General features: G+C 66.9%; 15 protein-coding genes. 9 read left to right on the top strand and 6 right to left on the bottom strand.

Annotation, left to right across the window (positions count from 1 at the left end; genetic code table 11):
* Together ACN4F8_RS10015 and ACN4F8_RS10010 are read right to left on the bottom strand one after the other, a co-directional pair.
* A partial coding sequence (locus ACN4F8_RS10015) for a PhaM family polyhydroxyalkanoate granule multifunctional regulatory protein (protein ID WP_419473451.1) occupies positions 1–355 on the bottom strand: 355 nt, incomplete at its 3' end.
* Positions 356–402: 47 nt separating this feature from the next.
* A complete protein-coding gene (locus ACN4F8_RS10010) occupies positions 403–1,242 on the bottom strand; it encodes an enoyl-CoA hydratase/isomerase family protein (RefSeq protein WP_419473450.1) in 840 nt (279 codons plus the stop codon).
* 164 nt (positions 1,243–1,406) lie between these two features.
* On the opposite strand from ACN4F8_RS10010, the gene ACN4F8_RS10005 reads away from it, so the two are divergent.
* Positions 1,407–1,763 (top strand): TraR/DksA family transcriptional regulator, encoded by a 357-nt coding sequence (locus tag ACN4F8_RS10005; protein WP_419473449.1) that lies wholly within the window; start codon positions 1,407–1,409, stop codon positions 1,761–1,763.
* A 29-nt stretch (positions 1,764–1,792) separates the two neighbouring features.
* Positions 1,793–2,233: a VOC family protein gene (locus tag ACN4F8_RS10000; RefSeq protein ID WP_419473448.1), complete on the top strand. Its 441-nt coding sequence runs from the start codon at positions 1,793–1,795 to the stop codon at positions 2,231–2,233.
* A gap of 6 nt (positions 2,234–2,239) precedes the next feature.
* Here the strand turns inward: ACN4F8_RS10000 and ACN4F8_RS09995 are convergent, their stop codons facing one another.
* Positions 2,240–3,247, bottom strand: coding sequence for a fumarylacetoacetate hydrolase family protein (locus ACN4F8_RS09995; RefSeq protein WP_419473447.1), 1,008 nt, complete (start codon positions 3,245–3,247; stop codon positions 2,240–2,242).
* A gap of 175 nt (positions 3,248–3,422) precedes the next feature.
* On the opposite strand from ACN4F8_RS09995, the gene ACN4F8_RS09990 reads away from it, so the two are divergent.
* The 3 genes from ACN4F8_RS09990 to ACN4F8_RS09980 all read left to right on the top strand — a co-directional run bounded on the left by ACN4F8_RS09990 (position 3,423) and on the right by ACN4F8_RS09980 (position 5,965).
* Positions 3,423–4,304: an IclR family transcriptional regulator gene (locus tag ACN4F8_RS09990; protein ID WP_419473446.1), complete on the top strand. Its 882-nt coding sequence runs from the start codon at positions 3,423–3,425 to the stop codon at positions 4,302–4,304.
* Entirely contained in the window at positions 4,301–5,527 is a 1,227-nt protein-coding gene (locus tag ACN4F8_RS09985) for a DUF3108 domain-containing protein (RefSeq protein WP_419473445.1), read from the top strand. Before ACN4F8_RS09990 ends, ACN4F8_RS09985 begins: the two co-directional genes overlap by 4 nt.
* Before the next feature lie 153 nt (positions 5,528–5,680).
* Positions 5,681–5,965, top strand: coding sequence for a DUF3567 domain-containing protein (locus ACN4F8_RS09980; RefSeq protein ID WP_069045105.1), 285 nt, complete (start codon positions 5,681–5,683; stop codon positions 5,963–5,965).
* 127 nt (positions 5,966–6,092) lie between these two features.
* Here the strand turns inward: ACN4F8_RS09980 and ACN4F8_RS09975 are convergent, their stop codons facing one another.
* Positions 6,093–7,121: an AbrB family transcriptional regulator gene (locus ACN4F8_RS09975; protein ID WP_419473444.1), complete on the bottom strand. Its 1,029-nt coding sequence runs from the start codon at positions 7,119–7,121 to the stop codon at positions 6,093–6,095.
* Positions 7,122–7,242: 121 nt separating this feature from the next.
* Here ACN4F8_RS09975 and ACN4F8_RS09970 point away from each other — a divergent pair, with 121 nt between their 5' ends.
* Positions 7,243–8,052 carry a ChaN family lipoprotein gene (locus tag ACN4F8_RS09970; protein ID WP_419473443.1) on the top strand — a complete coding sequence of 270 codons (810 nt, stop codon included), beginning with the start codon at positions 7,243–7,245 and terminating at the stop codon, positions 8,050–8,052.
* Positions 8,053–8,061: 9 nt separating this feature from the next.
* On the opposite strand, the gene ACN4F8_RS09965 is transcribed toward ACN4F8_RS09970, so the two are convergent.
* Positions 8,062–9,402 carry an aspartate aminotransferase family protein gene (locus ACN4F8_RS09965; protein ID WP_419473442.1) on the bottom strand — a complete coding sequence of 447 codons (1,341 nt, stop codon included), beginning with the start codon at positions 9,400–9,402 and terminating at the stop codon, positions 8,062–8,064.
* 120 nt (positions 9,403–9,522) lie between these two features.
* On the opposite strand from ACN4F8_RS09965, the gene purU reads away from it, so the two are divergent.
* Together purU and ACN4F8_RS09955 are read left to right on the top strand one after the other, a co-directional pair.
* Positions 9,523–10,371, top strand: coding sequence for a formyltetrahydrofolate deformylase (purU, locus tag ACN4F8_RS09960; protein ID WP_419473441.1), 849 nt, complete (start codon positions 9,523–9,525; stop codon positions 10,369–10,371).
* Between the two features lie 115 nt (positions 10,372–10,486).
* A complete protein-coding gene (locus tag ACN4F8_RS09955) occupies positions 10,487–11,356 on the top strand; it encodes a LysR substrate-binding domain-containing protein (RefSeq protein ID WP_419473440.1) in 870 nt (289 codons plus the stop codon).
* 114 nt (positions 11,357–11,470) lie between these two features.
* Here ACN4F8_RS09955 and ACN4F8_RS09950 read toward each other — a convergent pair whose 3' ends face one another.
* Positions 11,471–11,893 carry an Hsp20/alpha crystallin family protein gene (locus ACN4F8_RS09950; RefSeq protein ID WP_419473439.1) on the bottom strand — a complete coding sequence of 141 codons (423 nt, stop codon included), beginning with the start codon at positions 11,891–11,893 and terminating at the stop codon, positions 11,471–11,473.
* Between the two features lie 172 nt (positions 11,894–12,065).
* Here ACN4F8_RS09950 and ACN4F8_RS09945 point away from each other — a divergent pair, with 172 nt between their 5' ends.
* Entirely contained in the window at positions 12,066–13,568 is a 1,503-nt protein-coding gene (locus tag ACN4F8_RS09945; RefSeq protein WP_419473438.1) for an FAD-linked oxidase C-terminal domain-containing protein, read from the top strand.
* Positions 13,569–13,727 lie beyond the last annotated feature (159 nt).

The following is a 13,727-nucleotide window of genomic DNA, read 5'->3' as shown; positions in this document are numbered from 1 at the left end:
TGGCCAGCGTGTCCGCCGCCTTGATCTTGAGCGCATTGGCCACATCGCCCATGCTGAAGTTCATGCTCTTGAGGGTGGAGAGCGTCATCTTCTGCACTTCGAGTGCCTGGATGGTCGCACCCAGGGCCTTGGAGTTCTGGTCCAGCCAGAAGTGCACCGCCTTGAGTTCCTCGATGCGTTTTTCCAGGTCTTCCACGTTGAAAGTGGGCGCCACCCAACTGCCCAGGTTGGGCAACTGCGGGATGTTCTGTCCGATGCCCTGCGCCACGCCACCGGCGGCCTGACCCGCGAGGTTTTGCAGGAACTCGAAGCCGGGCACGAACTTGCCGAATCCGCTGCTGGGTGCATCAACCATGGGTGTCTCCTGTGGGGGGTCAGGGGCGACTGCCGTGCTGCCGGGTCTCAGCCGTCCACGCCATAGCGGGGGGCTCGGCGTTCACGCAAGGATGCCACACCTTCACGCACGTCGGGACCGGCGAAACCCATGAATTCCAGCGCCAGCGAGGTGTCGAACGCGGGGCCGGCCTGGCGCAGCCAGTTGTTGAGCGAGTACTTGGTCCAGCGGATCGCGGTCTGGCTGCCGCTGGCCAGCCGGTCGGCCACTTCATAGGCTTTGTCCAGCAGCTGGTCCTCGTCCACCGCGAGCGACACCAGCCCGATGCGCTCGGCTTCTTCGCCGCTGATGGGGTCGCACAGCATCAGGTAGTACTTGGCCTTGGCCAAGCCGCACAAGAGGGGCCAGACGATGGCTGCGTGGTCGCCTGCGGCCACGCCCAGGCGCGTGTGGCCGTCGACGATCTTGGCGCTCCTGGCCGCGATCGAAATGTCGGCCAGCAAGCCCGCCACCAGACCCGCGCCCACGGCCGGGCCGTGCATGGCGCTCACGATGGGCTTGTCGCAATTGATCACGTTGTAGACCAGGTCGCGCGCTTCCTTCCACACGCGGGTGCGCACCTCGAAATCGGTTGCCATGTCCTGCACCAGCGCGAGATCGCCCCCGCCCGAAAAGCCGAGGCCACTGCCGCGCAGCACCGCGCAGCGCACGCTGTCGTCGCGCCCCACGTCGCGCCAGATCTCGCTCAGCTCCCAGTGGCCTTCGTGGCCGGCGGTGGGCAGCTTGCCATTGCCGCCGGGTCCGTCGGCGCGCATGCGGATGTCGAGCACCGAGGGCACGCCGCCCACGGCGGGGCCGCGGCGGGTGATGTCCAGGGTCTGGTAGCGGCTGTAATCCACGGTGGTCATCAGGGTCTCCTCGGGGAATCGGTTTATGAATCAGGGCCGTGTCGCGCACCCCGGCATCCAGTCCATTGTGATTGACGTGCATCAAGGCAGGTTGGTGCTCAAAGGCGCACCATGGCTCCATGCACAGGGTCGCCACACGGCCTGCATGTTTTCAGGAGAACCGCATGACAGCCCCCATTTCCGACACCTTCGCCGCCCAGCTTCGGGAGATGCGCACCGACGTGCTGGCCCAGTTGCGCGCCCAGCACGGCGGCGCCATGAGCCGGGCCGAGTCGGCCGCCGAAGCCTTGGGCAACGCCAGCGACGACCAGTCTCAGGCCAACACCGAGCGCGAACTGTCTTTTGCCCTGGAGGAGCGCGAGTCGGCCGAGCTGATCGAGATCGACGCCGCGCTCAAGCGCATCGCCGACGGCAGCTTTGGTCTGTGTGTCGATTGCGGCGTGTCCATACCCGCAGCGCGGCTGCACGCCAACCCCACCGCCACGCGCTGCGTCGACTGCCAGACCAAGACCGAGCACTGACGCCTGCTGCGGCTGGGTATGCTGGCGGCATGAACGACCCAGCCAACACCCTGTCCACCCGCAGCCTGTTCCACTTCGCCTTCAACGTCACCGACCTGATGGAGGCGCGCCGCTTCTACGGCGGTGTGCTCGGTTGCGCCGAGGGGCGCAGCACCGACACCTGGGTCGACTTCGACTTCTTCAGCCACCAGATCTCGCTGCACCTGGGCGAACCGTTCAAGACCACGCGCACCGGGCACGTGGGCGAGCATCTGGTGCCGATGCCGCACTTCGGTCTGGTCTTGATGTTGCCCGAATGGAAAGCGCTGGCCGAGCGCTTGCAGGCGGCGGGCGTCGCGTTCGTGCTGCCACCGCAGGTGCGCTTTGAAGGGCAACCGGGCGAGCAGTGGACGATGTTCTTCTGCGACCCCTTCGGCAACCCGATCGAGGTGAAGGGGTTTGCTTCGCTGGCGCAGGTGTACGCCAGCTGAAAGCGATCAGGCCAGCGGCGCGATCGTCTGATCAATCGCACCGAAGATCGACTGACCATCCTTGCCCTTCATCTCGATGCGGATCGTGTCGCCGAACTTCATGAAGGCGGTCGAAGGCTGGCCGTCCAGGATGGTTTCGATCGCGCGCTTCTCTGCGATGCAGCTGTAGCCCTTGGGCCATTCCTTGCGGCCGTTGACCTCCACGCTCTTGTTGCTCACCGTGCCGCTGCCCACGATGGAGCCGGCGCGCACGTTGCGCGTCTTGCAGATGTGGGCGATCAGCTGGCCAAAGTGAAACGTCATCTCCGGGCCGGCTTCACACATGCCGACCTTGCGGCCGTTCCAGGTGCTCTGCAACGTGAGGTGCACACGGCCGCCTTGCCAGGCGTCGCCCAGTTCGTCGGGTGTGATCGCCACGGGGCTGAACGCGGTGGCCGGCTTGCTCTGGAAAAAGCCGAAGCCCTTGGCCAGTTCGGCCGGGATCAGGTTGCGCAGCGACACGTCGTTGGCCAGCATCAAGAGGCGGATGCCGTCCAGTGCCTGCTCGGGCGTGGCGCTCATGGGCACGTCACCGGTCACCACTGCGATCTCGGCCTCGAAGTCGATGCCGAAGTCTTCGCTGGGCACGACCACATCGTCGGTGGGCCCGATGAAGTCGTCGCTGCCACCCTGGTACATCAGCGGATCGACGTAGAACGACTGCGGCACCTCGCTGTTGCGCGCTGCGCGCACCAGCTCCACATGGTTGATGTAAGCCGAGCCGTCGGCCCACTGGTAAGCGCGCGGCAGCGGGGCCATGCACATGGCAGGATCGAACGGGAACGCGTGGCGCGCCTTGCCCTGGTTGAGGGTCACGTAGAGGTCGTGCAGTTGGGGACTGATGAAGTTCCAATCGTCCAGAGCCTGCTGCAATTTGTGCGCAATGCCGGTCGCATAATGCGCCGTGCTCAGGTCGCGTGAGACCACGACGAGCTGTCCGTCGCGTGAGCCGTCTTTGTAGGTGGCGAGTTTCATGTGAGTCTCCTGATGGTTGCGCTGATGGCGGTGCCGGTGGTTACGATTAGTGAAATCGATTAACCTATTCGTAAAAATGAAGATTCTAGGCGATGGCCCGTCAACGCGGGCAAATGGACACACATTGTGCTGAACCTGTCTGCCCGCCGACCGTCCTACTTGCTTCACGCCGACCATGCCCTCACTCCAACACGACACCATCAACACCCCCATCGCCACCGCTCTGGACGAAGACGAGCCGCAGCGCGCGGGTATCCAGTCGGTGGAGGTCGGTTTCGAGTTGCTCAACGCCCTGTCGGAAGCCCCGGGCGCGCTGATGCTGCGCGACTTGGCCGCCGCCGCCGGCATGAGTGCCGCCAAGGCGCACCGCTACCTGGTGAGTTTCCAGCGCATGGGCCTGGTGGTGCAGGACCCGGTGAGCACCCGCTACGACCTCGGTCCGGCCGCGCTGCGCCTGGGCCTGGCCAGTCTCTCGCGCATCGACGCGGTGAAGCTGGCGCGCGAGCGCGTGGCGGCTTTGATCAACGAAACCGGTCACACGCTGGCGATCGCCGTGTGGGGCAACCAGGGTCCAACCATGGTGCACTGGATCGAAGCGCCGCAAACCGTGCCGGTCACGCTGCGCCTGGGCGACGTGATGCCGCTGCTCACCTCGGCCACCGGCCGCTGTTTCGCCGCTTTCATGGGCAGCGAGGGGCGCGACGCCCAGCGCATCGGCCCCATGGTGCGTGACGAGCTGGCCCGCTTGAAAAAGCTGCCACGCAGCGGACTGCCGCTGGTGGATGTACCGCACAACCTGCAAGAGGTGCAAGCCTTGCTGGAGGACACGCGCCGCCAGGGCCTGGCCCGTGTGGTGCACAGCCTGCTGCCCGGTGTGGGCGGCTTCTGCGCGCCGGTGTTCGATGCCCAGGGCCGTCTGGCGCTGGGTCTGGTGGTGCTGGGCTCGGTGGCCACGCTGGACACCGATTGGTCGGGCGCGCCCGCCCGCGCTGTGCTCCAGAGCGCACGCCAGCTCAGCACCGATCTCGGCCACCGGCCGCCAACGCCCGGCCCATGAACGCCCTGCGCCCGCCCGCCGCTGCACCGCGCTGGCCCACGCTGCTGACGCTGACGGCCGGCGTGCTGGGCGTGCACCTCGCACTGCTGGTGGGCGAACTGCCCGGGTTGCCTCACCCTGCGCAACCGGCAGCGCCCTTGTTCTCGCCAGAATCCGAGCCACAGGGGGGCAACGCAACCCCGAATGTCGCGCGCCACACGCCACCTTCGGCGCCGACGCGTGTGAGCACTGTTCGCTGGATCGTGCCAGCCGCACCCCCTGCCCGCGCACCCGTGCAGGTCAGCCCGGTGCGCACCACGCCCCAACTCCGGTCACCAGCCCCGCCGCCTGTGCAAGCCGTGGAGCCAACCCAACCGCGCGCCGAGCCCGCAGCACCGGCTGCGATGGACCCGCCGGCGGTTGCCGAGAGCTCACCCACCGAGCCACCCACCGCACCCCTGGCCGAGGCTGAAACCCCCGAGCCCGCGCCACAAGCGGTGAAGTCGGACGACGAAGAGGCCACCATCACCGCAGCACCCGACAACGAGTTGCTGGCGGCTGCTGCGGTCAGGAAACGCACACCCGCCACCGCCGCACGCACGCAGCCCCCCGCCCAACTGCCCGCCAGCACCCGGCTCGACTACGCCGTGACCGGCCGTGTGAAAGGCATTGTCTACAACGCCGATGGCCGGCTGGACTGGACGCTGGCCGACGGCCGCTACAGCGCCCGCATGGAGATGAAGGTGTTCCTGCTCGGCAGCCGGGTGCAGACCAGCACCGGCAGGGTCGGCCCCGCCGGCCTGAGCCCCGAGCGCTTCGCCGACAAAAGCCGCAGCGAAAAGGCCGCCCATTTCGACGCCGCACTTGGCCGCGTCCGTTTCAGCAACAACGCCCCCGACGCCACCCTGCTGCCCGGCGCGCAGGACCGCCTGAGCCTGTTCATGCAGATCGCCGGCCTGCTGCAGGCAAGACCACAGGCCTACGCCAGTGGGCAGACCATCGAGATGCCGGTGGTTGGCACAGGAGACGCCGACATCTGGCGCTTCGAGGTGGGCGACGAAGTCACGCTGGCGTTGCCAGCGGGCGAGGTGCGTGCGCGCCAGCTCAAACGCCTGCCGCGCAAAGAGTTCGACAGCACGGTGGAGATGTGGCTGGCGCCCGGGCTGCAACACCTGCCGGTGCGCCTGCGCGTGACCCAGGCCAACGGCGATGTCGCCGATCAGCAGCTCAGCCGAATGCCCTAGGCTGCCGAGCCCCTTTTGTGCCCAAAAACACACGCATCTTGAAATGAGACTGAACGTTGCCATGTAAAGAGCACTCCGAGCTTCAAGCCTGCCCAGGTTTGCCGATATAAGAGAGATCGGAAGCCGGCTTTCGCAACACAAGGAATTTCAGTCATGAACATGCTCTACGACTCGGATGCCTTCGCTGTGGTCCACATCCTGGCCAACGCACCCGCAGAGGGTGAAGACACTTCCGCACAAGGCCCTCAAATCCCGCGCCACGGCTTCGAGATCGTGGACAAGCGCTCGGGCAAAGAGGTGTACCTCGACGGCTCCTGGGCCGAAATGTTCCAGATCCAGATTACCGCATGGCAGCAAAGCACCCCTTCGCAGGAAGAGGTGGAAGACACGCTGGAAGGCTACGCCGAGCTGGCCCAGATGCCCGTCGTGATGCACTAGAGCTCCCCCCGCGCCGCGCCTGCGGCGCGTCACCCCTCAGGGGCAACACCTGCGGCCTGGCAAAGCCAGTTCCGCAGTGTTCTGGTAAACACCCCCTCGCTCCAATGCCCGGTTTGACCGGGCTTTTTCACGTTTGGCGGCATCGGTATCGCCAGCGGTACACCGGCTCGGCCAGCACCAGCACCGCCACCAGCCGGCAGACCTGGAAAGCGGTGACCACGGGCACGCCGAGTTGCAGCACCTTGGCGGTGATGGCCATTTCGGCAATGCCGCCGGGCGCGGTGCCCAGCAACAGCGTGGCAGGGTGCAGGCCGGTGGCCTGGGACAGGCCCCAGCCGAACAGCGCACAGATGCCCATCATGAAAAAGCTGGCAAACGCCACCGAGGCCAGCCAGCGCGGCGCCGTGTGCACAAACGCGGGCGTGAAGCGCACGCCGAGGCTCACGCCGATGACGAGCTGCGCTGCGTTGGACAGCGGCTGCGGAATGGCGGACAGGGTGACGCCCGACAGCGTGACCACCATGGTGACCACCAGCGCGCCCATGAACCACGGGTTGGCGCGGCCCAGCCACTGCATCGCCAGTGCCCCCGCCAGCGTGAGCCCGGCCAATGCGAGCAGTCCTGCGGGCCGCACCTCGCGCAAACCGAGCGTGAGCGTGTCCAGGCCGCTCACGCCCCAGAACTGCAGCGCAAACGGGATGGTGAGCGTGACCAGCAACACCCGCAGGCTGTGCGCCGCGGCCACCAGGTCGGTGCGGGCGCCCTGGCGTTCGGCGATCAGCGTCATCTCGGACGCGCCACCGATCGCCCCGGCAAAGTAGGTGGTGCTGAGCAACTGGGCGGGCGACAAGTGGGCCAGGTACCCGGCGTGCGAGCGGCGCAGCCAGGCGCCAAAGCCCAGACCCAGCAGCAGCGCCCAGCCAATGCCCAGCGCAATCGCCCACCACAGGCTGGCCACCAGCGCGCCCACGGCGGGTGTGAAATACAGCCCCAGCGCGGTGCCGATCACCCATTGCCCGCTGTTGCGCAGCGGCGCCCAGCTCTCGGTGGGCGCACCCAGCACCGAGACCAGCGAGGTCGCCAGCAGCGGGCCGATCATCCAGGGGATGGGCGTGCGCAGCCACACGCACAGGAGCGCGGCGGCCAGGGCGAGCAACAGGGTGAGGAGAACACGCGGCCACGAAACTGGGCCAAAAGAGCCAAAGGCGGGCAAGGAAGGCACTCGGGTACGGGTGTGATGCACCTGCCACGCGCGGCAGGCCGCTTAGTATCGGCCCATGAACTGTCGATCTGCTATCTCCCTGGCATTGAGCGTGGCGCTGCTGGCCGCCTGCGCCCATCCATCGCCCACTTCGGTGCCTGCCTTGCTGGACGGGGTGATGCCCACCCCGGTGCTCATGCTCGGCGAACAGCACGACGCACCCGAGCACCAGGCGCTGCAGCGCGACGTGGTGCAGGCCCTGGCGGCGCGCGGACAACTGGGGGCGCTGGTGATGGAAATGGCCGAACAAGGCCGCCAGACCACCGGCCTGCCGGCGGATGCCAGCGAAACCCGCGTGCGCGAGGCCTTGAACTGGACCGACAAAGGTGGCTGGCCCTGGCCGGTGTACAGCGCCGTGGTGATGGCTGCGGTGCGCGCAGGCGTGCCCGTGCTGGGGGGCGACCTGCCGCGCAGCCAGATGACGGCCGCCATGGGCAACGCCGCGCTGGAGAGCCGCGTCGGCAGCGCGGCCCTGCAGGAACAGCGCCAGGGCATCCGCGAAGGCCACTGCGACCTGCTGCCCGAGAGCCAGATCGGCCCGATGACCCGCATCCAGCTCGCGCGCGACGACACCATGGCACGAACCGTTGCCGCCGCTGTGGAGAAGGCGGGTGCCGGCAAGACGGTGGTGCTGGTGGCCGGCAACGGCCATGTGCGGCGCGACCTGGGGGTGCCGCTGCACCTGCCCCAAACGCTGGCACACCGGGTGGTGATGGCGCAGGCCGGTGCCGCCAAGACAGCCCCGCTGGCCGATGCGGTGTGGCCCACGCCCGCGCAGCCCCCGCGCGACCACTGCGCCGAACTGCGCCAGCAGTTCAAGCGCTGAACTCGGCACTCAGGCGGCGCGTTTGATCGCGTCGGCGAGCGTGCCGACCAGGGTCTCGATCTGGGCTTTTTCGACGATAAAAGGCGGCGCGAACACCAGGTTCTCGCCCGCGTTGCGCACCAGCACGCCGTGGTGGTAGCAGTCCATGAACACGTCGAACGCGCGCTTGCCCGGCAGGCCGGCGATGGGTGCCAGCTCCACCGCAGCCGCCAACCCGAGGCTGCGGATGCCGATCACGTTGGGCAGGCCTTTCAAGGCGCTGTGCATCGCGTCGCCCAGCACCGGGCCCATGTCGCCAGCGCGCTTGAACAGGTCTTCTTCCCGGAACAGATCGAGCGTTGCGATGGCCGCCGCACACGCCACCGGGTGGCCCGAGTAGGTGTAGCCGTGGAAGAACTCGATGGCGTGCTCGGGCGCGTTGCCGTGCGCGCCCATCATGGCTTCATAAATGCGGTCCGTGCAGACCACGCCACCGAGCGGAAACACGCCGTTGGTGACAGCCTTGGCGAAGTTCAGCATGTCGGGCTGCACGCCGTAGTAGTCCGACGCGAAGGCCGTGCCCAGACGGCCGAAGCCGGTGATGACCTCGTCGAAGATCAGCAGGATGCCGTGCTTGTCGCAGATCTCGCGCAGCCGCTTCAGGTAGCCCTGCGGCGGTACGTACCAGCCCGCGCTGCCGGCCACCGGCTCCACGATCACAGCCGCAATGTTGCTCGGGTCGTGCAGCGGCAGGATGCGGTTTTCCAGCTCCAGCAGCAGGTCTTCGGTCCACACCGGTTCGGTGTTGTGCACGTAGGCATGTTTGACCGGGTCGTGGATGAAGCGCAGGTGGTCCACGCGCGGCAGCAGGCTGGTGCCGTAGACCTTGCGGTTGGCCGGAATGCCGCCGACCGACATGCCACCAAAGCCCACGCCGTGGTAGCCGCGCTCGCGCCCGATGAACATGTTGCGGTGGCCTTCGCCGCGCGCGCGGTGGTAGGCCAGCGCCACCTTCATCGAGGTGTCGGCGGCCTCTGACCCAGAGTTGCAGAACAGCACCTTGTTGAGATCACCGGGCGCCATGGCGGCGATCATCTCGGCGGCGCGAAACGCCTTGTCGTTGCTCACGCTGAAGGCGGTGCTGTAGTCCAGCGTGTCCAGCTGCTGCTTGATGGCTTCGTTGATGGGCTTGCGGTTGTGGCCGGCGCCCACGCACCACAGGCTGGAGATGCCGTCGATGACCTGGCGGCCGTCGTGCGTGGTGAAGTGCATGCCGTCGGCCGCCACGAAGATGCGCGGATCCTTGGCAAAGCTGCGGTTGGGGGTGAAGGGCAACCACTGGTTGTCCATGCGAAGGTCGTTGTAGGCCATGGGTGACTCCGGCACAGATGAGAAGCGGGAATTGTGGCACCGGCACCCACATGCCGGGGGCTCCACTGCCAGGGCGCTGCGCAGGCCCACCGGCGCCCTTGCTGCGACAATCGCCCGGCCATGAACCACACCCACGTCCTCACCCTGTCCTGCCAGGACCGCCCCGGCATCGTGCACGCCGTCTCCGGTTTCTTGTTCGAGCACGGTGGCAACATCGAAGAAGCCGCTCAGTACAACGACCACGACACCGGTCTGTTCTTCATGCGTGTGCAGTTCGCCTGCGCCCAGCTCACGCAGGACGACCTGCGCCTGCGTCTGAAGCTGTTCGCCGAGCCCTTCGGCATGCGCTGGAGCCTGCATGCGCTGGCCGAGCCGGTGCGCACGGTGATCTTTGTCAGCAAGGAAGGCCACTGCCTCAACGACCTGATGTTCCGCTGGAAGAGCGGCCTGCTGCCGCTGGACATCCGCGCCATCATCAGCAACCACCGCGAGTTCTACCAACTCGCCGCCAGCTACAACGTGCCCTTCCACCACATCCCGGTGACGGCGGCCACCAAGGCGCAGGCCGAGGCGAAGCAGCTCGACATCATCCGCAGCGAAGGCGCCGAGCTCGTCGTGCTGGCGCGCTACATGCAGGTGTTGAGCAACGAGCTGTGTCGCGAACTGGCGGGCAAGGCGATCAACATCCACCACAGCTTCCTGCCCAGCTTCAAGGGCGCCAAGCCCTACTACCAGGCGCACGACCGCGGCGTGAAACTGATCGGCGCCACCGCCCACTACGTCACCGCCGACCTTGACGAAGGTCCGATCATCGAACAGGACGTGGCCCGCGTGGACCACACCGACACGGTGGAAGACCTCACCGCGCGCGGCCGCGACACCGAGAGTCAGGTGCTCGCGCGTGCCGTCAAATGGCACAGCGAACACCGCGTGCTGCTCAACGGACACAAGACCGTGGTCTTCAAGTGAATATGGCCCCCACGCTCCGCCGCTGCGCGGGTCGCTGCCCCCCGGGGGGGCTGAGCCGCCTTGGGAGCGGCCCGGCGGCGTCTCGCCCGTCTCGCCGCCTGCAGCGTCGACGCACATGACCATCCGGATTCCGCCGATCCAGTGTCTGCTGACGTTCGAGGCGCTGGCGCGTCTGCGAAGCGTGACGCAGACGGCGGACGAGTTGAATGTGACGCCGAGTGCGGTGAGCCACCGCATCAAGCAGCTGGAGCAGATCCTGGGCACCAAGCTGTTTGGGAGGGCCGACTTTTCGCTCACCACCGAGGGCAGCGAGTACCTCGCCCATGTGCGCGACGGCCTGGCCACGCTGCAGAAGTTTCCGAGCAACGCGGCCGCGCCGGGGCGGCGCAAGTTGCGTGTGGCGGTCACGCCTACGTTTGCGCGCTCGGTGCTGCTGCCGCGCCTAAAACAGTTCAGCGACGCCTACCCCGAAATCGACCTCACGCTGCAGGTGAGCATTCCGCTGCTGGACGTGGTGGCCGAGGACGCCGACCTCACCGTGCGTTTCGGCACCGGGAGGTACGCCGATGTGGAGCACGTCTGCCTGATGAAGGACGAAGTGACGCCGCTGGCCTCACCTGCCTTCGTGCGAGAACACGGTCCTTTCGACTCAGCACAAGATTTGGAGGGCGTGCCGCTGTTGCGCAGCCCGCTGGAGCCTTGGCGCACCTGGTTCGCCGCGCACGACCTCGATTGGCCAGAACCCAACGAGGGCTCGCAGTTCAACGACATCGGACTCATGTGCGACGGCGCTGCCGCCGGCATGGGCGTGGCTCTGGTGCGGCTCAAGCTCGCCGCACCGTGGCTGGAACACGGCACGCTCGTGCCGCTGTACAGCCGCCACGTGCCCAGCCCGCACGCGCACTACCTGTGCTGGCGCACCGGCACCATGGACCGCTGGGAGTGCGCGGCGTTTGCCGAGTGGCTCAAGAAGGCCGTCAGTTAGCGATCCGGCGCCGGGCCGCCCCAAGCCGGATCAGCCCCCCGGACCCGGCAAAGACCGGGGCCCTTCCCGGTCCTGGGGCAACGACCCGCGCAGCGGCGGAGCGTGGGGGCACAGTCACTCAATGGTCAGGCGCTGCCCGGCGGTCGGCAGTTTCTTCGGCAAGGTGAGTTGAAGCACACCGTTTTCGTATTTCGCCTTCGAGGTCGCATTGTCGATGTCCTGCGGCAGCTGGAAACTGCGCGACACGGCACCGTAGTAGCGCTCGCTGCGCAGCAGCTTTTCGCCCTCGGACTGGCTGTCCTGCTGGCGGATTTCGGCGCGCAAAGTGACCACCGGTCCGTCGATGGTGACCTGGATGTCCTCGCGCGACACACCGGGCACCTCGGCTTCCACCGCATAGGCCTCGGGCGTTTCCTTGACGTCGATCCTGATCTGCGCGGGCAGCCCTTCGCCGTGCAGGGGCTTGACGTAAAAGCCGGGCGCGACGTCCTTGAAGAAGTCGTCGAACAGGTTGCTGCGGGCAATCAAACGGTTCATGGCAGATGCTCCTGAAAAAGGGTTGAACAGTTCCGCCGAGGTGGCGGTCTCAGTCCTCCTCAATTGATGTTGGCCGCCGGAAATTTCAAGGGGGCTGCAAGTTTCTTCAATCCACCAGCGTGGCGTTGTCCTAAACTGACTTGGCCACTTTGCAGACACTCCCGAGCCCGCCATGAACGCACCCACCTCTCCCGCCCAGGCCACCCAGCTCCAGCGCGCCGCACGCCAGGCCGAGGTGGTGCGCGCCCTGCAGGCCGTGGTGCCGGCCCACGCGCTGCTCTGGCAATCCGAAGACACCGTGCCCTACGAATGCGATGGCCTCACCGCCTACCGCGAGCGCCCGCTGGTGGTGGTGCTGCCCGAGACCGAGGCCCAGGTGGCCGCCGTGCTCAAGGCCTGCCATGCGCTCGATGTGCCGGTGGTGGCGCGCGGCGCGGGCACCGGCCTGTCGGGTGGTGCCATGCCGCACGCTCTGGGGGTCACGATGTCGCTGGCCAAGTTCAACCGCATCCTCAACATCGACCCGCGCTCGCGCACGGCGGTGGTGCAGGCCGGCGTGCGCAACCTCGCCATCTCGGAGGCCGCTGCACCGCACGGCCTGTACTACGCGCCCGACCCGAGCAGTCAGATCGCCTGCACCATCGGCGGCAACGTGGCCGAAAACTCCGGCGGTGTGCACTGCCTGAAATACGGCCTGACGGTGCACAACGTGCTGCAGGTGCGCGGCTTCACGGTGGAAGGCGAGCCCGTCACCTTCGGCGGCGAGGCACTCGACGTGCCCGGTTTCGACCTGCTCTCGCTCGTCATCGGCAGCGAGGGCATGCTGGCCGTGACCACCGAAGTCACGGTGAAGCTGGTGCCCAAGCCGCTGCTGGCGCGCTGCATCATGGCCAGCTTCGACGACATCCGCAAAGCGGGCGACGCGGTAGCGTCCGTCATCGCCGCCGGCATCATCCCGGCCGGCCTTGAGATGATGGACAAGCCCATGACGGCCGCGGTGGAAGACTTCGTGCATGCGGGCTACGACCTCAACGCCGAGGCGATCCTGCTGTGCGAAAGCGACGGCACGCCCGAAGAGGTGGAAGAAGAGATCGGCCGCATGAGCGAAGTGCTGCGGCGCTGCGGCGCCACCGCCATCGCGGTGAGCCAGAACGAGGCCGAGCGCCTGCGCTTCTGGAGCGGGCGCAAGAACGCGTTTCCGGCCAGCGGGCGCATCAGCCCCGACTACATGTGCATGGACTCGACCATCCCGCGCAAGCGCCTGGCCGACATCCTGCTCGCGATTGCCGAGATGGAGAAAAAGTACGGTCTGCGCTGCGCCAACGTGTTCCACGCGGGCGACGGCAACCTGCACCCGCTGATCCTGTTTGATGCGAACGACGCCGACCAGCTGCACCGCTGCGAACTCTTCGGCGCCGACATTCTGGAGACCAGCGTGGCCATGGGCGGCACGGTCACGGGCGAGCACGGCGTGGGCGTGGAGAAGCTCAACAGCATGTGCGTGCAGTTCTCGCCCGAGGAGAACGAGCAGATGTTCAGCGTCAAGCGGGCTTTTGATACCAAATCGCTACTGAATCCCGGCAAGGTGATTCCCACCCTGCAACGTTGTGCTGAGTACGGAAAAATGCTGGTGCGCGGCGGGCGTCTGGCGCACCCCGACCTCCCCCGTTTCTAAGGGTCAAATATCACATTCAACACCGTGCCCCCTGGGGTACAGTTGGATGGATGAGTGCTCTCTTCCCTCCGAAAGACAGCCGTCTTGACGCGAACCCACCCGAGGCACTGGTGTCGGCTCGCGAGCGGGCGCTGCTCCTGGAGATCGAGACCCTCAAGG

The sequence above is a fragment of the Hydrogenophaga sp. genome (genome assembly GCF_048549895.1).
Classification (GTDB): Bacteria; Pseudomonadota; Gammaproteobacteria; order Burkholderiales; family Burkholderiaceae_C; genus Hydrogenophaga.
Note: the sequence above shows the minus strand (reverse complement) of the source record. Positions and strands in the feature narration are given on the sequence as shown.